The sequence below is a fragment of the Pyrinomonadaceae bacterium genome, from assembly GCA_036277115.1.
Taxonomy (GTDB): Bacteria; Acidobacteriota; Blastocatellia; order Pyrinomonadales; family Pyrinomonadaceae; genus UBA11740.
This window is the reverse complement of sequence record DASUNM010000023.1, coordinates 1,132,028-1,152,034: the sequence shown is the minus strand read 5'-3', so window position 1 is coordinate 1,152,034 and position 20,007 is coordinate 1,132,028. Positions and strand designations below refer to the sequence as shown.

15 protein-coding genes are annotated in these 20,007 nt (G+C 54.6%); 12 read left to right on the top strand and 3 right to left on the bottom strand.

The window, feature by feature from the left end:
* Window positions 1–47: 47 nt before the first annotated feature.
* Together VFX97_11735 and VFX97_11730 are read left to right on the top strand one after the other, a co-directional pair.
* Window positions 48–884, top strand: a complete 837-nt coding sequence (locus tag VFX97_11735) for an AraC family transcriptional regulator (protein ID HEX5703864.1) — start codon at window positions 48–50, stop codon at window positions 882–884.
* A 112-nt stretch (window positions 885–996) separates the two neighbouring features.
* On the top strand, window positions 997–2,517 hold the full coding sequence (locus VFX97_11730) for a serine hydrolase domain-containing protein (protein ID HEX5703863.1): 1,521 nt from the start codon (window positions 997–999) through the stop codon (window positions 2,515–2,517).
* 714 nt (window positions 2,518–3,231) lie between these two features.
* Here VFX97_11730 and VFX97_11725 read toward each other — a convergent pair.
* Window positions 3,232–4,209, bottom strand: coding sequence for an alpha/beta hydrolase family protein (locus tag VFX97_11725; protein HEX5703862.1), 978 nt, complete (start codon window positions 4,207–4,209; stop codon window positions 3,232–3,234).
* Between the two features lie 26 nt (window positions 4,210–4,235).
* Entirely contained in the window at window positions 4,236–6,089 is a 1,854-nt protein-coding gene (locus tag VFX97_11720; protein HEX5703861.1) for a PDZ domain-containing protein, read from the bottom strand.
* Window positions 6,090–6,688: 599 nt separating this feature from the next.
* Between VFX97_11720 and VFX97_11715 the strand changes: the two genes are divergently transcribed.
* The 3 genes from VFX97_11715 (at window position 6,689) to VFX97_11705 (ending at window position 9,251) form a co-directional block, all read left to right on the top strand.
* Window positions 6,689–7,120: a DoxX family protein gene (locus tag VFX97_11715; GenBank protein HEX5703860.1), complete on the top strand. Its 432-nt coding sequence runs from the start codon at window positions 6,689–6,691 to the stop codon at window positions 7,118–7,120.
* A gap of 140 nt (window positions 7,121–7,260) precedes the next feature.
* Window positions 7,261–8,526, top strand: coding sequence for an MFS transporter (locus VFX97_11710; protein ID HEX5703859.1), 1,266 nt, complete (start codon window positions 7,261–7,263; stop codon window positions 8,524–8,526).
* 2 nt (window positions 8,527–8,528) lie between these two features.
* On the top strand, window positions 8,529–9,251 hold the full coding sequence (locus tag VFX97_11705) for a hypothetical protein (GenBank protein ID HEX5703858.1): 723 nt from the start codon (window positions 8,529–8,531) through the stop codon (window positions 9,249–9,251).
* Here VFX97_11705 and VFX97_11700 read toward each other — a convergent pair.
* The gene (locus VFX97_11700) at window positions 9,241–10,191 is read right to left on the bottom strand and encodes a PfkB family carbohydrate kinase (GenBank protein HEX5703857.1); all 951 of its coding nucleotides are present in this window, start codon (window positions 10,189–10,191) and stop codon (window positions 9,241–9,243) included. The genes VFX97_11705 and VFX97_11700 overlap by 11 nt on opposite strands.
* Window positions 10,192–10,531: 340 nt before the next feature.
* On the opposite strand from VFX97_11700, the gene uvrC reads away from it, so the two are divergent.
* The 7 genes from uvrC (at window position 10,532) to VFX97_11665 (ending at window position 19,971) form a co-directional block, all read left to right on the top strand.
* On the top strand, window positions 10,532–12,451 hold the full coding sequence (gene uvrC, locus VFX97_11695; protein HEX5703856.1) for an excinuclease ABC subunit UvrC: 1,920 nt from the start codon (window positions 10,532–10,534) through the stop codon (window positions 12,449–12,451).
* 11 nt (window positions 12,452–12,462) lie between these two features.
* The gene (locus VFX97_11690) at window positions 12,463–13,356 is read left to right on the top strand and encodes a hypothetical protein (GenBank protein ID HEX5703855.1); all 894 of its coding nucleotides are present in this window, start codon (window positions 12,463–12,465) and stop codon (window positions 13,354–13,356) included.
* A complete protein-coding gene (locus tag VFX97_11685) occupies window positions 13,343–14,539 on the top strand; it encodes a DUF4062 domain-containing protein (protein ID HEX5703854.1) in 1,197 nt (398 codons plus the stop codon). The genes VFX97_11690 and VFX97_11685 overlap by 14 nt, the downstream gene beginning before the upstream one ends.
* Before the next feature lie 213 nt (window positions 14,540–14,752).
* Window positions 14,753–15,847 (top strand): toll/interleukin-1 receptor domain-containing protein, encoded by a 1,095-nt coding sequence (locus VFX97_11680; GenBank protein ID HEX5703853.1) that lies wholly within the window; start codon window positions 14,753–14,755, stop codon window positions 15,845–15,847.
* Window positions 15,848–15,986: 139 nt separating this feature from the next.
* Window positions 15,987–16,829 (top strand): dienelactone hydrolase family protein, encoded by an 843-nt coding sequence (locus VFX97_11675; GenBank protein ID HEX5703852.1) that lies wholly within the window; start codon window positions 15,987–15,989, stop codon window positions 16,827–16,829.
* A gap of 276 nt (window positions 16,830–17,105) precedes the next feature.
* The gene (locus VFX97_11670) at window positions 17,106–18,608 is read left to right on the top strand and encodes a hypothetical protein (GenBank protein ID HEX5703851.1); all 1,503 of its coding nucleotides are present in this window, start codon (window positions 17,106–17,108) and stop codon (window positions 18,606–18,608) included.
* Window positions 18,609–18,657: 49 nt separating this feature from the next.
* Window positions 18,658–19,971 (top strand): carboxypeptidase regulatory-like domain-containing protein, encoded by a 1,314-nt coding sequence (locus VFX97_11665; GenBank protein HEX5703850.1) that lies wholly within the window; start codon window positions 18,658–18,660, stop codon window positions 19,969–19,971.
* The last annotated feature ends 36 nt before the right edge of the window (window positions 19,972–20,007 follow it).

Sequence of the window (20,007 nt, the reverse complement as noted above, 5' to 3'; positions counted from 1 at the left end):
CGCGGAACACAAAGCGATCGGCCGGCGTATAGCTGGGTCATCAGCGTATGACACCGCAATCCGCAGCCAGGCAAACTCTCACAACGCGAAGCTCGAAACGCCGCGCCGCATTTGCCGGCAATGTGCGCGTGAGCGAAAGCATCTATTCGCCAGGAGACCAGCAGTACAAGCACGCGCATTCGTACGCCACCATTTCAATTGTACTGGCCGGATCGCTGAGCGAGAGCGTGGGAAGCAAAGTTGAAGACGCTTTTCCTCTCAGCGTTGTCGTAAAGCCCGGCGACACGGAACATGCGGATCGGTTCGGAACCATCGGCGCCCGTATGTTCTCGGTCCAGTTTGAACCGCCAATCATCCAGTCGCTTATTGACGGCGATCTAAAACTCAGTCGCTGGCATTGGGTCCATGGCGGAGCGGTAGCGCGCTGGATGTTGTGTCTCTTACAGGCATACCGGCGCACCGCTCTTCCGAACGAAGAACTCGAGGAGATTGTGTACGAAGTCCTGGCTTCATTGCCTACGGCAAAGTCGATGCGAGCGGGGAGTTCTCCGCAATGGCTTGAACGCGTTCGGCAAGACCTGGACGAGAGATTTTGCGAGGGTGTCCGCGTTAGCGACCTGGCCGCGCAGGCAAATGTCCACCCCGTTTATCTGGCCCGCGTGTTCCGACGCTATGTCGGTTGTTCGATTACTGATTACCGGACGCTCTTGAAAGCGCGGGCTACCGCGGAGCTGCTGGCTTCGTCCGGCGTTCCGCTGGCCACTGCGGCCCACGACTGTGGATTCGCCGACCAGAGTCACATGGGCCGGTCCTTCAAATCAGTCACCGGATTGACTCCAAGTGATTACCGAACAATCGTGAACGGCCATCGGCGAGCTGCTTGAAGGCTTTTCTTCGCGCCATCACTGGTTTCAATTGTTCTATATCCAATTACACGCGCCAGAGTATCTTGCCGAATCACGCTCCGGAGCCTCTTTTCGAAATCGGGGGTAATGAATGAAAAAACTAATTGCGGCAACGCTACTAGGCGTGATGTCGCTCAGCACAGTTATCGCTCAGCCGAATAAAGCTGCGTCACGAGGTGTGCAAACGCCGCCTAACCTCGAGCCGTTCATCACCGACCTGCACAAGGGCTTATACCCCGATCAGATTGCTCCCGGCGCAGTCGTCGTGGTCGTCAAAGACTCGCGCGTGATCCTTCTGAAGGGGTTTGGCTACGCCGATGTGGAGGCCAAGCGGCCAGTCACGCCGCAGACGGTCTTCTATACCGCGTCGTCATCGAAACCGTACCTGGCGCTGACCGCGGCAAGGCTTGATCACAAAGGCACTTTGGATCTCGACGCGCCCCTGAGCCGGTTTATTCCAAACGTGAAGCTGCAAGCCCCGCTCTCACCGGACGCGATCACGTTGCGCGACCTGTTAACTCATACTCACGGAATCTCTGGCGGGCCCGTCGATTTCAGACTGACCTTGACCGGCCATGGCACGACCTCACAACTCGTGGAGGCGCTGGCCCAGCATCCGGCGTCAAGGTCGGGAAAAGATTTCGCTTACAGCAACATCGGTTATCAAGTAGCGGGTTTGGCTTTTGATACTTCGCTTAAGCAGAGCTGGAAGGATTTGGTTCAGGAAACGGTTATCAACCCGCTGGGAATGAAAGCCACCACGCCGTATCTTTCGCGCGCGAATCGCGAGCAGCTCGCAATGCCTTACGAAGCAGCCACGCCGGGTTACAAGCGACTCTATTACGCAAAGGCCGATGCAAATATGCACGCCGCCGGCGGCCTGGTTACTACCGGTGAAGATCAGGCGAAGTGGCTGATCATGAACATTAATCGTGGCAGAGTCGGCCGCGCGCAGATTTTTCCCGCCGCCGTAATTGCTGAGACTCATCGCCGGCAAGTTGATCAGGACACGCCGTTCTCGTGGGTGCGCCGGTACGAATATGGTCTCGGTTGGAACATTGGATCGTATGAAGGCGAAAAGTTGATTCACGCACACGGAGCCTTCTCAGCCTTCTATGCGCACGTCTCGTTCATGCCGGAACATCGGCTCGGCGTGGCGGTCTTAACGCACGAGTCATTACTGGGTGACCAGTTCGCGGAAAACGTGGCGCAGTACATCTATGACAGTTTCCTACAAACACCCGGCGCAAAATACCGTTGGGAGAAAAGACTGGCGGCCGCGCCGCAGACGGGAAAGAGGTACCGTGAAGGTTTGGCGGCGGAATACGGCAGACGCGCGGGGCGCCAAAAGCCGCTGCCGCATCCGCTGGAGTCTTATGCCGGCGTTTACGAGAGTTTCGAGGGCGATCGAATGGAATGGAAAGTCGTCAACGGCAAGTTGGTCGTATCGTACGGACCATTGTGGAGTGAGGCTGAGGTGTATGACGCCGCTAAGAATGAACTTCGCGTAGAAATAGTGCCCTCGAGCGGCAACGTGATCGGGTTCACGTTTTCCGGCGATCGAGCGGACGGTCTCACGGCCGGACCGGTGAAATTCAAGCGCGTGAGATAAGAACATCCATGGTCAAAAACTCGAGATTGAGAGAGAATTTGTTTACTGTTCGTAAACGCCTTTGGAAAGTAAAACCGGGGACGTGACCTTCGCAATCGCATCGCAATTCGGGATGGGGAAGAGGAATACTACTCTGGGGGCGGTCTTCCTCTCGTTTCAGAGGCGTGCTTCACTCGGAGCGAGTCTTCTCTGCTGCGCGTTTCTTTTGATGACGGTCCCCGCGTCCGCCCAAGACACCAAAACCCGAACAACGAAGGTGGGTTCAAGCGGGCTTCAAATTCGGCACTATACGGAGATTCCCGCGGCAACTGAGCCCTGTACTTCGGAAGAGTGTGATTGGTGGAATCGGTTGCGAGAAGCCGGCAACAAGCTACTTCAAAAAGGTGACCAAAAGTCCCGCGGGGCTTTTGCAACCCTTTTCGTTGAAGGAATCGAGAAGTCTTACAAGGTACCGCTGGCGGATCGTCCCGCGAAGACGCTTTTCTTTGTGCACCCGGCGCAAACAGACCTGCCACCGCAGCAGCGGAATGGAACCGTCAGCCTCTCAGTCGAGTATCGAGCGGATGGATCGGTAGGTGAGATTAAGCTGTTAAGCGGACTGGGGACCAAGGTTGACCAACGCTGCATCCAGGCAGCACGGAATGTCATATTCTTACCAGCGGTAAAAGATCGCCAATTCGTTACTGAATGGGGGACCCCCCGGTATAATTTCGTTTACAAAGGTGGGCCCTGAGTGGGTAGGTGATGGGTGGGTCTGGGTGGGCGATGCCATTTCGCCTTTAGTTTCTCAGCCGCAATCTTCAGAACTTCCTGCACCTGCTGATCCCAGTACTGCCAATTGTGATTGCCGGGTAATTGCCGGTACTCGTGCGCGATCTTCTTTTCATGCAGGAGCGCCGCGTATCGTGCGTTGTCGTTGGCCAACACGTCTTCGGTTCCGCAGTCGAGATAAAAGTACGGCAGCGAAGAAATCCGCGCGGCTGACGCGTTGCGCGCGAGTTGTTGAATGTCGTTTGCCTTCCGCGTCTCTGAGTCCATGGGACCAAAGACGCCAAACACCGAGTCGCGAATCGCCTTAAAATCCTTCAATTCTTCTTCAGTCCAGGTGGCAGGACGCAATGCGCCGCTCATCGAACCGGCAAAGGCGAACATCGCCGGATACTTCAAACCAAACTTCAGCGCGCCGTATCCGCCCATCGACAAACCGGCCACGCCGCGGCCATAGCGACTCTCGATTGTGCGATAACGCTTCTGCACGTCGGGAAGCAGCTCCCGAATGAAGTAACTCTCGTACTTATCGCTCGCGACGGTCGCGCTGTCCGTGTACCAGCCATCGTTTCCTTCCGGCATGACGACGATGATTCGATATGTTGAAGCGTAATCCGCGACATTCGAACGCGTCAGCCAGTCTGAATAATGGCCAGTCAGTCCGTGCAGCAGATAAAGAACCGGATAACGCGTGACCCGCGATGCGCGATAGTCCGCCGGCAATACAACGTTGTATGGCAGGGTCTTTCCGACGAGCGGGCTGTGAAACTGAACCGTCTCAACCGCAGATGAACGCGCCGACTGAACTAAACCAGCCGCTGATACTGAATGACTTTCACCAACAGCATGAATCGGTCCTGTGGTGAGCAGGACAAGCACCGGCAGGCACAGGTGACACGCAAGTACGAGAAGTTTCGACTTCATTGAGAGAAACGAATTCAGAGGCGCATCTACGGCACGCGTGTCGGTGACAGCCACGATTCGTAAATTTGCTTTTGTCCATCGGTCCGTGCCGGCAGTTGAACGATCCGGTAGGGAACATTTACCCGGTTGCCCAGCTTGATTTCAAATGTCCGCAAATCTTCATTTCGAAATAGCGTAACGCGAACGACGCTGCCGAGCGGCTTGGCGCGGATCAGCGTTTCAAACAGATCTTTGTTCACCCGAATACCGTCGAGGGCCAGGATTTGATCTTTAGCGTTCAACCCCTGTTCGTAAGCGGGACTGCCCGCGCGCACGTTTTTGATTGTGAGAGTTCCGGCCGTTTCTTCAAGGTCGGCCCCCAGGTAGCTTGTTGATGGAATAAGAGTCCCGACGCCAGCTCCGGTTGTATTGAGTGCCAGACCCGCGGCGGAAAGGAAGTCGTTATACGGAAGCTCTTCGCGCCCGCGGACGTAGCGCGAAAAAAATTGTTCCAGGCTGCTACCGGCAATCTGCTCGCAGATTCTTTGAAAATCCGCCGGCGTGTAGTTTCGGTTTTTCTTTGCGAACTCAGCATTGAGTTTACGCATGACATCGTCGAGAGACTTTGCGCCGTTTGTCCGGCGGCGAATTTCGAGGTCAAGCAGCATCCCGAGCAACTCACCCTTCTCGTAGTACGAGACCGATGAATTGATCGAGTTTTCATCCGGCCGATAGTATTTGATCCACGCGTCGAAGCTTGCTTCCTCGACACTCACGAGGTGACGGCCCGGCTGCTCCTGAACAATCTGTATGTTCGCGGCGAGAATTTCGAGATACGTGGCATCAGATATCAAACCGGCGCGGCGCACCATGAGGTTGCCGTAATACTCGGTGATTCCCTCCGCGACCCAAAGCAGCCGCGTGTAGTTTTCTTTCGTGTAATCGAACGGGCCCAGCGGGTCGGGCCGAATTCGCTTCACGTTCCACAGGTGAAAGAATTCGTGCGAGACCAAAGAGTTGAAGTTGAAGTATGCGCGTTCGGTGGTAAATGCATGGCGCCGAAAGCCAAGCGCCGTCGAGTTCAGGTGCTCGAGACCACCGCCAGTGTTCGCCCGCAGGTGCAGAATAAACGTGTAATCCCGATAGGGAATTTCGCCGAACATCGCAATTTGCGCATCGACGATCCGCCGCACACTGTTCAGCAGACGATCGGGGTGGTAGTTGCCTTCGCCGTCGATCACGATGCGATGGGGCACGCCACGCACTTCGAATTTCAGTTCTTTAAAATTGCTGACCTCAACCGGCGAGTCATAAAGGATGTCGAAATTTTCGGCGCGAAAAGCCCAGTGCCCGCCGGCCATCGGCTCGCCGGTCGAGGGCAGGCCGGTCGCGATCTTCCAGTTGCCGTGCGGAATGATATTCAGCGTGACTGGCTGGTTAAGTCCGCCCTCCGGATACATCAACAGCGTCGCGTTGTTCCAGAAGGCGTGGTCTGCATTGAGTTCGCTGGCCCGCACCGTCAGTTCGTTCGCGTAAACACGATACGTGACCCGATAGTCGCGGGCGTTGCCAGTCTGAATGCGCCAGGTGTTCTTATTCGTTTTGATCCAGGGCAGGGACCGGTCATTTCCATCGAAGGCCGCAAACTCCTGCACGTGCCGCGCGAACTCGCGCACCATGTACGAGCCCGGCGTCCACACGGGCATTATCAGATTTACGTGCGACCTGGGTTCGGAGCGCTGCACCCTCATTTCCACATCGAGCAAGTGCGTTGAGGGTTCCGGCATTGATACCGTGAAGGAAATGTCAGGCTGCTTTGTCGCTTGCGCCAGCGCGCTGGCGCTGCAGATCAGAACGAGCAGCCACAGTCGCGCCACCCCGAGGCATCTTTTCCCGCGCATAGTCTCTGGATTCCTCATGCGAAACGAGCTTTGCAAAAACTCATTAGCGACGTGGCTTTCTCCCCTCCCCGCTTGCGGGGAGGGGTTGGGGGGTGGGGTTGTCGCGCTCGTCACCTCTCCCCCCCCAACCCCCTCTCCGCGTGCGGAGAGGGGGGCCGACTTCTTGTGCAAGACGTGTTGAACGATACCGGAAATGAGCGGTGATATCTACGTGAGTCGATAACGGGATCCTTGGTTCACTTTTGACCCTTCTCATTCACACCGCGGCTTTAGCCCGGTGGCAACTTGCGGCCCCAGCAAGGGAAACCGTTTAAACGGTTTCCTGCGCGGCCCGCTAACCTGATCGCCGCGCTAAGGCCACGGCGAGAATGAGAGATTCTCTCAAACTGAACCAGTACACGATACATCGCACTCTGGCGCGCCGGTTACAACACTAGGTGACACGCCGAAACAGATTTATAGTTGGGAGACGATTCACACAAAAGGTCAGTACCACATGCGTAAGCGGGTGGGTTAAGGGTTCAACTCGTTGACTAAGTTGCTATTCCATCTGCTGACGCAGATGGTACTGACCTCATCTTCTGGAAAGGCTATGAGTCATGCTTCGTAAACTGACTGCGACCTCAGCCACCTGGGCCATGCTGCCTTTGCGACTCGCTTTGGGAGTTATCTTCATTGCCCACGGCGCGCAAAAAGTGTTTGGCTCCTGGGAGGGGCCGGGACTCCGCGCGTTCATGAATTTTCCGGCGCCTTATCCATTCATGCGGCCGGCATGGCTTTGGATGGGCGCGGCGGCAATCGCCGAACTGGTCGGCGGAATTCTGGTTCTGCTCGGTCTGTTTACGCGGGTCGGAGCTTTTCTCATCTTCTGCATCATGCTCACCGCGATGCTGGGGGTGCACTGGAGCAAAGGCTTCTTCATGTCGAATTCGGGCATCGAGTACACCGTGGCATTGGTCGGGATGGCTTTGGCGCTTCTCATCGCCGGCGGTGGTCAGGCGTCCGCCGATCGAATGATCAGTCGCCGATAACACGCTGGTTTCAAGTTTCAAGTTTCAAGTTCAAAGTTAGAGCGAATTTCTATTGGTCTACTCGCTGACCCGATGGTTGGATAACTTGAAACCTGAAACCTGAAACCTGAAACCTGAAACTTGGAACTTGAAACCAAGTTATGAAGCGCTCACCCCTCCTCGTAATCTTCGTCACGGTTTTCATCGACCTGGTCGGGTTCGGGATTGTCATTCCGGTGCTGCCGTACTACGCCGAAGGCACGCGCTTTGGAGCGACGCCGCGCGGAGTAGGACTGCTTTTCGCCTCATACTCAGTGATGCAACTGATCTTTTCGCCGGTGCTGGGACGTTTGTCAGACAAGCATGGGCGCCGGCCGGTACTTCTGATCAGCCTGTTGGGCACCAGTCTCGGTTTCTTCGTGATGGGATTTGCGACGACGCTGTGGATGCTGTTTCTCGGAAGAATCATCGACGGCATCTCCGGCGGAAATATTTCAACCGCACAAGCCTACATCGCCGACGTCACGACGCCGGAAAATCGCGCGAAGGGAATGGGGTTGATTGGCGCGGCTTTCGGTCTCGGGTTCGTGTTTGGTCCGGCGATCGGCGGCGTCATGAGCCGCTGGGGTGTGCATGTGCCGTTTATGTTCGCGGGCGCTCTCGCTTTCGCTAACGCAATACTTCTGTATTTCACTCTGCCGGAAACCGTGACGCCCGATCATCCCGCCCGCGTCTCCGCGGCCACCGGCCGGAGTTGGGCTCAAGTCATCAACGCCTTCAAGAACCCGCGCCTCAGTCTGGTGCTCACGATCTACTTTTTGTCGGTTGTCGCGTTTTCGATTCTGACGGCGGTGTTCACGCTGTTCATGGTCTTCCGTCTTGGTTACGACGCGTTTCAGAGCGGCTGGATTTTCGTGTTCGTGGGAATCATCTCGGCGTTCGTGCAGGGCGCCTTGATTGGAAAACTGGTGAAGCGCTTTGGCGAGGCGAAGCTGGTCGTGGCAGGGACGCTCATGTTCACCGGAAGCCTCCTCGTTGTCCCCTTTGTTGGTCCGGCGATGGGACTGCTGGGGGTTCTGGTAACCGGCGCGATCAATTCAGTGGGAAACGCTTTGAACGCGCCGTCGCTCACCAGTCTCGCGTCGAAGTGTGCGAGCGCCAGCGAACAGGGTGTGGTGCTCGGTGTCACTCAATCAGTCGCCAGCCTGGGCCGCGCGGTCGGTCCGTCAATGGCCGCGTTTCTGATTTACAGCACCATCGCCTACGTCGGCGTCGATCGGCTACCGCACCACATGAGCGATGCGTCGATCTTTCGCACGTTCTGGACGGCGGCCGTGATTCAATTCGCCGGGTTCCTGGTCGCGATGTATTTTATGCGGGTTCACGGCAACAAAGAGGTGACAGCGCAGGTGCTGAAAGCGTCTTGAGATTGAGGCGACAGCTCAAAGGAGGCGAACACTACGATGAAACGACTGCTTCTGCTTTGTTTGTTAGTGCTGTTGATCCCGGTTCGCGGCTACTCACAGCAAAAGGAAACGATTTCGGCGAAGGAAGTTCTGGATCGAATGGTTCCGTCTATATGTCTTGTAACAGCTACATGGATAAGGGCAGGGTAAAAGAAGTCTTTTTTAGAGGGTCCGGCAATCGGGTTGTCATAAAACCTTTTACCACGGCCTTTGTGCGGCCCTCGCGTTTCCGTTTTGAATTTACCGAGGACAGCGATCTCAGGGCGGAAAGGTTTATCGTATGGCGCGACGGCGTTTCTATCAGAAGTTGGTGGTCCATAAAACCTGAAACCAGATATTACGAGACTCTCGGACAGGCCTTGGCGGGCGCGACAGGAGTTTCGAGCCAATCGGCCATCGTAGTCCCAAGCATGCTCTTTCAGAATTTGGGGGATACCCGGCGCGTGCAGAATCTGACCGAGTTGAGTTTGGTCACTGAAGAGAAGGTTAGCGGCAGACCTGCGTATCGCATTGAAGGCACGGATTGGATGAACACTCGGGTTACCCTTTGGATAGATAAGAAGACGTTCCTGCTCGTTAAGCTGTTTGAGAAAAGGTCCGGAAAGGTGGAGGTGGAGCTGACGATCCAGTACGAGCCGCAAGTCAACGTAGATGTTCTACCTGACAAACTTGCCTTCAAGCATTAGGCTCTGCGTTTGACATGAACTCCATGAGCTCTTCAACGCCCGGCAAAGCCGCGCGCCCGCCCAACGCCCGACACTTTAAAGCAGCTACGGCGTTTCCAAACTTCAGACACGCTTCGAGGTCTGCACCGCTTAACATTCCGTAAATAAATCCCGCGTGAAAGGCATCGCCGGCGCCGGTTGTGTCGCGACAGGCGCCGGGAACCGCGAACGCGGGTGATTCGATGAATTGACCTTCGCAATAAACCATCGCACCGCGTGCGCCGAGCGTCGCACCGACTATGGCACAGCCATAGCGCGATTCGATTTCAGTCAACGATTCGCGCAAGTCGCTGATCCCGGTCAAGCGATGCGGAAACTCCGAGGAGGTAATCAGCACATCAATCAATGGGAGCAATTCCGGCAGGCCTTCGTAGATGTTGTCGATGTCAGCCGTGACAACCGCGCCCGCGTTGTGCGCTGCGCGCGCCATGGCTACACATGCGGGCGGATCGTGCGCATCGATATGCAGGACACGGCCCCGGCCTGCTAAGTCCCTCGGCACTTCATCAGCCCGGTAAGAAAGGCGTTCGTCGCGATCCCAAATGATGGTGCGCTCTCCGGAACGTTCGTCGATAATGATGAAGGCGATTTGGTTAGTTGCACCATCAATCGTCTCGGCGTGATCGACGTTGACGCCGTCTGAAACCAGGGACTCGCGACCAAACCTGCCGGCGTCATCCGAACCAAACCTGCCGGCATACGCAGTCTTCATCCCGAGCCGCTGCAACGCCACCATCGCAGTCGCTGTTTGCCCGCCCGCGGACTCTTTGTGTTCCGTCAATCTAATTTTCGTGTCGAACTGGGGATATTCCGGGACAACGACCAAATGATCGACAGCATTCAAGCCGAAGCCGACGGCATCGAATTCTTTTTTGTCAGGAAGCTGAAAAGGTAGTTGCACGTCGTTTAATATGTCTGCTGGTAATCAGCTATCATATTTCAGGACAAAGTTGTATGAAGCGGAACGTGACTGGTACGCGCTACGAGCCTGCGTCAGCAGGCGGCATAACATAGCCCCGGGCGTAAGCCCGGGGTTCAGCGGCTACTTATAATTTGAGCCCCGGAGGGGCGGCAGAGTTCTGTCGCCCGCTTCGCGGGCTCGAATCTTATAACAACTGCACCCCGGGTTACGCTCGCTGCGCTCGCTCACCCGGGGCTACCTTCTGCCGCCGTCTTCGAAGGCTCGTTGACGGCCTTTCGGTCAAGGCTCTGATATGCCAGAGTTACTGCGGTTATCAACAATGACTCTCGACGAAAAGCTCAAAGAAATTCCCCGGTCACCGGGCGTCTATCTGTACAAAGACGCGGCCGGAAAAGTGATCTATATCGGCAAGGCCAAGAACCTGCGCAACCGTGTGCGCTCGTATTTTCAGTCCGGCCGCCGCGGCGAATTCAGCTACGGCATCAAGACTGAAGAGCTCGTCTACCAGATCGCCGATGTCGAAGTCATCGTGACGGACAACGAAGTCGAAGCTTTCATCCTGGAAGCTTCACTCGTCAAGAAGCACCAGCCGTATTTCAACTACAAGCTGAAAGACGACAAGTCTTATCCGCACTTGAAGCTCACCGTCAACGAGCCGTTTCCCAAGTGCGTGATCACGCGGCGGATTCAAAACGACGGTGCACTTTACTTCGGACCGTTTCTGCCGGCTTCGATGGCGCGCCGGACAATCGATCTGATCAATCGGACGTTTCAACTGCGCACGTGCGATATCGAAATTGACGGCAAAGCGCCGCGTCCGTGTCTCGAGTATCACATCAAACGATGTCTGGGACCGTGCGTGAAAGGCTTGTGCACGCCGGAAGAATATCAGGAAGCGGTGCGCGACGTGCGCATGTTGCTGGAAGGCCGGAATACGGAACTGGCGGACAAACTTGAGGCGCGCATGATGCACGCGTCGGAAGCGATGCGCTATGAAGTCGCCGCCAAGTATCGCGATCTGCGGAAGACAGTAATCAAGCTTTCCGAGCAACAGAAGATGGCGACGACTTCCGAAAGCGACATAGACATTTTTGGCTATTATCGCGAAGGCAAACGGCTCGCGCTGCAACTGTTCACCATGCGCGAAGGCGACATCGTCGGCCGCCGGGAATTTTTCTGGGAAGACCTGCCGGAAGAAGATTTCAGTCCGGCTGAGTTTCTGAGCGAGGTGTTGTCGCAGTACTACAGCGCCGCCGAACGCGGGCCCAGCATTCCCGCCGCGGATCTAAACACACATGACGTGAATCTCTCGTTGCTGCCGCGCGAGATTCATGTGCCGATTAATTTCGAAGATCGCGAACTGCTTGAGCGTGCACTCTCCGAACGCAAGGGCCGGCGCGTTCACATTCTCGCGCCGCAACGCGGTGAGAAGCGCGACATGATCGACCTGGTCGAAAAGAACGCGAAGCTGGCGTTCGAGCAGCGCTTTCGCGTGCTGAAGCCGGACATGAAGCGGGTCCTCGAAGAGATGCAGGAGACGCTCGAGCTGCCGAGATTCCCTGCCCGGATCGAATCATTTGATGTGTCGCACATTCAGGGGTCGGAGAATGTGGCGGGCATGGTGGTCAGTGAAAACGGGAAAATGAACCGCAGCGAATATCGGAAGTTCAAGATTCGTTGGAAGCAGGGCGCAGACGACTTCGCTTCAATGCACGAAGCGGTAATGCGTCGTTATCGTCGCGTGCGCGACGAACAAAAGCCGCTTCCCGATCTAATCATGATCGACGGCGGCAAGGCGCAATTGAATGCGGCGGCGACGGCAATGCGCGAACTGGATCTGGAAGCCGTGCCGATGATTGGTGTCGTCAAGCCGCCGCTCTATCACAATCAAGTCGCCTATCTGCTCGTCAAAGGCCGTGAAGACAGGCCCGTGTATCTCGATTCTTATTCGCCGGTGCTGCGTCTGATTCAGATGATTCGCGACGAAACGCATCGCTACGCGGTCACTTATCACCGCAAGCGGCGTGAGCTGCGCGACTTCACTTCTGAGTTGTCGGCAATTCCGGGCGTGGGCGACAAGCGAAAAACGCGTCTGCTGCGTCATTTCGGATCGATTCACCGCGTCTCAGAAGCCAGCGTCGAAGAGCTCGCACCATTCGTTGGCCGCAAGACGGCCACAGAAATCGCGGAACACTTCGCGCGGCAAAGGGCTTTGGCCGAAGGCGCGAATGCGGCCTGAGAAAATTGACCATGGAAGACGCGCCGACAATCGAACAAACAAAAGCATTCGCCACCGGGATGTACCAAGGAGCGCAGCTTGTTGCGGACTACATGAAGGACCGTTGGCCAACTGTTAATGGTGTGATTGTAAACTCACAAACCGGACATCGAGACGTGTCTATGAAAGGGCTCTGGGGACGCGCACACGCTTGGATGCAGACGGTTAAAAAACTGAATGACCCGTTAGATTTTCAAGCGACCGCAGTTGCTAACAGAGCTCTCCTGGAGATTACCGTCGATCTGACTTTACTTCATCAAGACAAGACAAATGCTTCAGGATGGAAAATGCATTGGTGGGGTGAATCACAAAAGATGAAATCCGCCGAGCAGATAATTCGCTTTTATCAAGAAAATGGTTTGGATGTTCCGGACCAATTTGATGGGCAAGTCGAATTTGTCCGCAATTCTAAGAGCAGCATAGATCACATGCGTACGGTGCTGTGGCCGAACAAACGCAATCCGAAGAAACCTACTCATCCTGAACGATGGACTGGTAAGCCCACATTATTCGAAGATATTCAAATGGCAGACGTGTTTTATGCGTCCCAAATAGAAGCAGACTTAGGCTCATCGTTGACCGAATACTACCGGACTGAGTACGCCAAGATGAATTGGCGAATTCATTCTGGAGTTGCCGCGTTTTGGAATCAACCGCCGCAATCTTTCAATCTCGTGTCAGCATTTGCATTTAAGTGGTGCGCGGATTTTGGGATGCTCTGCACTAAGATTGTGTTGACGGATTTCGGATTGACTGCCGTTCTCGACAATCTCAGACAGCAATGGGAAGACATCAGGACGCAGCGAGAGCTGCTGTGTTTGCAACACATCAAAAACCCCAGTAATCAAACCGATGGCCCGAACTGAAACAGTTTTGCGCGTCTTTGTTTCGTCTCCGAGCGATGTTAAGGAGGAGAGGACTGCGCTACAAGAGTTAATACAAGAACTTAACAATACGTGGAGCAAGAATCTCGGCGTTCGCCTGGAGTGGGTTGGCTGGGAAACCCACACATTTCCAGCAGCAGGGTCGGATCCCCAAGCAGTAATTAACGAACAGATTGCAGATGAGTACGACATTTTTGTCGGGCTCATGTGGACTCGCTTCGGCTCTCCTACTGCGCGAGATGGTTCCGGTACTGCTGAAGAGTTCCACCGTGCGTACGAAAGACATAGACATGTTCCAAATGACATCCGGGTGATGTTTTACTTCAAGGACGCTACTGTAAGCCCCAGCGAAATAGATCCGGAACAACTCACATCTCGAAAGAAGTTCCAAGATGAACTCGGGGAGAAAGGAGTCTATTACTGGACATTTATTAGTAGGGACGAATTCGCTCAATTAGCACGAATGCATCTGGGTCGCCAAGTGCAAGAGTGGGGAAAGACTTGGGGAGTTCAAACAGCCCCTGAGGGTGTCGTCTCTACAACCATACAAAAAGACGAAGAATCAGCAGACTCCCAGCACGATGATGAGGACGTAGGATTGCTGGACCTCATCGAGGAGGGGCAAGAGAATTTTCAGTCGATGACAGAAGCGTTGACGCGGATGAATACGGCGATGGAAGACCTCAACTCTCGCGTCAGAAGCGGTGCTGCAGATCTGAATCGCATAACCGCCGGCGGCAACATTGAGGTAAAAGATGTGAAGCGCATTAGTAATCGGATCGCGGAAGCACTTAACAGTTTTGCCGCGCTCATGGAAGCAGACGTCCCTGTGGTTAGCGCCTCATTTTCTAATGGGATGGACGCGTATAGCCGCGCCCTCACAATTGAGGAATTCCGCCCGCAAAATGAAAACGATCTGAACCGCATGTTATCGGGGATTCGGATGTTGCAGGCCGTGTTTGCTCAGTCTCAGGTTCAAATGGCCGAATTTCGGGAGAGCATTGCCGACACTCCGCGCACGACCACGATGTACAACCGAGCAAAGAAGCGAGCGCTGTCGATTCTTAAGCAATTCGAAGAAGAACTTGTAGGCGGTTTGAATCTGTCAGCGGAGGTTGAAAAGGCCATCGAGCAAATCCTAAGGAATGGTTCGGGCGAAGCGTGAGCGAAGCGTGGAAGAGCTCGCGCCATTTGTGGGCCGCAAGACCGCTACGGAAATCGCAGAACACTTCGCGCGGCAAAGGGCTTTGGCGGAAGGGGCGAATGCAGCGTGAAAGTATCGGCCCGGTAGATAGGCCTTTCTCTTGGGAATAGGGCTCGTCTGACCAATTCGCGCTAGACGAGAGTTAATATACCTATGTAGGGTCTTTTAGGGCGTATGGTAGAAAATCTAAACGTTCAGCCTCTCGATATTCTACTGCAGGGAGTATCTGTTTGGAACGAATGGAGAAAAGGGAATCCACTACACACTCGGTTAAGTAGAGCGAACCTTAAGGGCTGCGAGCTTCCACATGCTGACATGAGACGCGTGGACCTGTTTAAGACTAATCTGAGCCATGCGAACCTTGATTTCGCGAACTTTAGACGTGCCAATTTGAGTCAAGCGGATCTTAAAAACGGGAGCTTTAACGAGGCGAGCTTCGACAGAGCGTATTTGCGTTTGGCAGATTTAAGCTACTCTAGTTTTAGGAATGCAAATTTCGACAGAGCCAATCTCGGAAGAACCAATCTAGCTGCTGCGGACTTCAGCGGGGCTAACCTCTTCGGAGTGGATTTTAATGACGCCACACTTCATGGCGCCAATATGAGTTATGCCAGAGTCGGATGGACCAGATTTGGCAATGTTGACCTAAGTGGCGTTCAAGGACTGGACACGGTAATCCATACGGGGCCGTCCACCGTCGGAATAGATACCCTGTTTCAGTCATTAGGCCGAATCTCAGAAACGTTTTTGCGCGGGTGTGGCGTCCCAGATGCGCTTATCGTTCAAGTTCCTGCCCTTGTAGGGGCAATCGAACCCATTCAGTTTTATTCTTGCTTCATTAGTTATTCGAGTAAAGATCAAGATTTCGCTAATAAACTTTATTCTGATCTGCAAAGCCGGGGAGTGCGATGTTGGTTTGCCCCGGAAGATCTAAAAATAGGTGAGAAATTTCGTACGCGTATTGACGAAGTAATTCGAGTATATGACAAATTACTTCTAGTCCTCTCTGTTAATTCAGTGTCGAGCTCTTGGGTCGAAAAAGAAGTCGAAACGGCTATAGAAAGAGAACAACAACTGACCCGTACTATGCTTTTTCCGGTCCGACTGGATGACTCAGTATTGGAGATAAGCTCAGGGTGGCCAGCTGATATTCGCCGTCAGCGCCACATTGGCGACTTTAGTCAGTGGAAGACGCCTGACGCATACCAAGAAGGGTTCGATAGGTTGTTGCGTGATCTCAAGTCCGGAGCAGCGCGGATAGACGATTAGACTTCCCATTGCTTTCTCCCACATGACCCTGATCATTGAGATAAAGAAGCTCGCCGAAGTTGCGTCTTTAAATTTCGCCCGCGCAGTGAGTATTTTTTGGGGTGAATGATTAAATAGCGCGCAGGTTAGGAAACCAATTATGTGCATTGAAGACGATTGCCCGGAGGATATTTCCAGTCGGCGGGCATTCTTGTCCGGCGCGACGGCGACGCTCGCCAGTTTCGCGTTGCTAAACGTTGCGGACACAAACGCGCAAACTCAGAACGCGCCAACGCGAGTCCTGGATGACCCTTCAATTCAACATGGCCGTGTCGTCTTCAAACATAACGGCGTCGAAACTATCGATGGCTATCTCGCGCGCCCGAAGGCCGACGGCGTCTACCCATCAGTGCTGGTGATTGCGGGCAATCGCATCACCGAAGAATACATCCCGAACACGTGTGCGGCGCTGGCGGTGGCCGGGTTTGTGGGACTCGCGCCGAACATCTTTCATGTTTTGCCCGACGCCGCGAGGACGCTGGCGGAAATGCGTGCCGCTGGTGCAAACCACACTGATCTTGATGTGCTTGAAGATCTCGACGTCGCGGCGGATTATTTGCGGCAGCAATCGTTCGTCAAAACTGACACGATGGGCGTGCTTGGATTTTGTTATGGCGGAAAGATCGCGATGCTTTATGGTGCACGCTCACGCCAGATTGATGCCGTCGTGCCTTTTCATCCAGGCGTGACGAAGGCGAGCGACGTGAAGCGGCTAAAAGTCCCGGTGCAGATTCATCACGGCACGGCCGACGTAGCCGTCGCATTGGCTGAAAGTCAGCGGCTGGTGAAGGAGCTTAAGAGTCAAAGGACGCCGGTCGAACTGTTTACGTATGAAGGAGCAGGTCACGGTTTTCTCGCGTACACGCGTCCGACGTATAACGCTGAGGCTGCGAAGTTGGCCTGGCAGCGCGCGGTGCCTTTCCTGCGCAAGCATCTCGGATGAACGGCTGAGTTTTCGTGGTCGCACGTTTGATTCTCGACGTGTGCAGCAAAGCAAACAATAACCAAGCAAACGGAGTGTGGTTTGCTTTTCTCTGTGCGGCTTTGTGGTTCTCGGTGTCTCTGTGGTGGTAGTTAAAGACAAATTCACCGCAGGGAGACGGGAGTTCCACCCGAGCGCCACAGAGATTCTGAAACCAGGACTATCGAGGCAAACCTAATCTTCCCTGCAGCGTCGAAGCGGCAGCCATATTGTGGCGTTTTTTGAGTCGTCTCTCGGATGAAAACGATTCCCACATTTCTGATTCTTGTTTTAATTTTCGCGCCTGCATTCACTCAGAGTCCGCAGCAACCGCGCCGCCCAGAGCACGCCATACCTCTGGATGGGTTTCTCACGAAGGGCGGCGTAGTCAATTTTGCCGAAAGCAGCGTCACTTACACGGGTGCGCGATCTATACCGCAAGTCGTCAAAGCCGGAATGGAATTGGGGAATGGCGACACGATTCAAACCGGTTCCGATGCGCGCGCCGAGATTCTGCTGAATCCCGGTTATTACTTGCGGCTTTCTGCCAGAACTCAATTGACTCTGGTTGATTTAACTCCGACCAATCTCACTTTAAAAATCGAAGCTGGTTCGGCCATCGTTGAGGTTTGTGTAATCAGGGGCCGGATGGCCAAGTGGGAGTATGACCGCGCGTTTCCTTTCCAATATGAGCCGGTGACTGTTCGGTTTCCGGGAAACGAATTCGGAATCGTTTCGGGTGGCCTTTACCGGTTCGATGTAAATGAAGATCGCGAAACGCGACTGCGGGTCAGCAATGGACGCGCGTTTTTTGCCGGGCAGCGCGTGGATAGCGGTTTCTCGGCAACGTTCCGCGATGACGCGGCGAAGCTCGAGAAATTCAATATCCAAACCGACGAGTTTGATGAGTGGAGTCGCCAGCGCAGCCAATCGTTAGTCCGATCGAATGACACTCTGAAGAACAGCAAGTGGTATCGCACTCTGAAAAGTAATTCACGCAGCTATCTTGACACCGAGACTGACGAGGAGCGGCAATCAAAACGCGCAGCAAGTATTGTGAGAGCTCTGGGCGGTTTTGTAAGTTTCGTTCAGCCGGGAGTCTTTGTCCGAGATAGCCAGTCTGATTGGCACGCGGTTGAGAACGGCCACGATTTGAAATACGGCGACGTGGTCAGGACGGATGACGGTGGCCGGCTTGAGATCGCGTTGTATATGACCTGCTCGCTGTTTCTAACTACGAACACTGAAATTGTTTATGGATCCGGACGGGACGGAGACGCGGCCATAGAAGTCGTGCGGGGCTCAGCAATGATCATTTTAGGTTTCGGCGAGGAAGCGGAAGAATTTCGGCGGCCAGTAATTACTTTCGCCGGGTCTGGCACCGAGTTCGAAATCCTCCAAGACGGAGTGTACCAACTGACTACCGGGCCGCGCGGGTCCGATATGAAGGTGTACGTAGGCAGAGCGCGAGTTGGCGTCCGCTACATCGAGGCAAATGAACGGGCCCTGTTTGGAAATAGCCAGGTGGGAGTCCAAAAACTCGGCCAGTACTCCCGCGACAGCTTTTATGCCTGGAGCGTCAAGCGAGTGATATTTCTTGAGAATAGACTTCGTCGCGTTCAGCTCAATGGCCTGTGGTTTTTTGATGATGCGGCTGGCCACTACACGCTTGTGAGAGGCATCAATTGGGTAAAGTCGCCCTATGGCGGTAATTACGAAGTGGGATTTATCCGATTTAAAACCAGCGCTTGGCGTGGTTGAGGTCTGCAAGAGATTGAGACTATCCCCGTTCGATAAATAAGGGACAAAAATGAGATACGTTTTCATGTTGCTCGGCTTAACGGTGCTAATGCTCTTCAGCAGTACGCGCGTTTCTGCTTGCAGTTGCGCCGGGGAAGACTCTCCTTGCGAGGAGTATTGGGAAGTTACGGCCGTCTTCATCGGCACGGTGATCGAAGGGAAGCTGGTAACTGTGAAAGAAGGCGACTTCGAATACCAGCGGCGCGCCGTGCGCATTTCGATCGATGAAGCGTTTCGCGGCGTGGAAGGCGCGGAAGTCGAAGTGCTGACGGGCCTCGGCGGTGGTGACTGCGGATTCGGCTTTCGTCGCGCGCAGCAGTTTCTCGTCTACGCTTATCGATCTGAGAGCGACCAAAAACTGCACACCAATATTTGCACGCGCACCCGGGCGATATCGGAAGCCGATCCGGATCTCGTATACATCCGCGGATTAAGTAAAGCCAAAGCCGGCGGAACGATCAGCGGCGAAGTTGTTCGCGAGCGGCGGAATGAGACAGGCGGGTCGAACGGTGAACCGCTGGCCGGCGTGAAGGTGACGATCGATGGGCCGCAAAAAGCCGAGGCGGTCACTGATGCAAAAGGAGCGTTTAAGATCGAGGGCGTCGAGCCCGGAGAGTATACGGTTGTGCCGGCCGCGCCGAAAGGACTCGCAACGCGCGGCCCTGATACAAAAGTGAAAGTTGCGGATCGCGGGTGCGCCGTTGTGCACTTCTGGCTTGAGTCGAACGCTAAACTCGGCGGTCGAGTGCTCAATGCTCAAGGGCTTTCAGTCGCTAAAGCCCAAATCACCCTGCTTCAAGCTGACAAAGAAAGGTACCAGGGACACGAGGATTATGCGTACGCGGATGAAGACGGCTCGTATAGTTTCAAACTGATCCCGGAGGGCCGTTATGTGCTGCAAATTCGTTTTGACGGCATGAGCAGTCAGGACCGTCCATTCCCGGTAATGTATTACCCCGGCACGACGGACAAGTCTCAGGCCCGAGTCTTTACTATCAAAGAAGGCGAGACGATTGACCTCGATATTAAGGTCCCGCCGCTGCCGTCTGAAGTCGAGATTCGCGGACAGGTTGTGGCGCCGGACGGCAAGCCGGTCACCAACGCGAATGTTGGTTACATGGTGCCGAAGGACAGCGTCTTTTACGGAATCAAGGTTGACGAAGCGGGACGATTCAGCTTTAAGGCTTACGCCGGCCTCACGCTCACCGTCAGCGCTTCGCTGGAAGTCACGAAAGGCAAATTCGCCAACGCTCACTCTTCTCCCATCGTGGCCGGCGTGCATACTGAACCGATCAAGCTTGTTCTGACGCCGCCGTCGCCGTAGAAAAGGCGGGCAACCCCGCCTAACAGGACTAGAAGC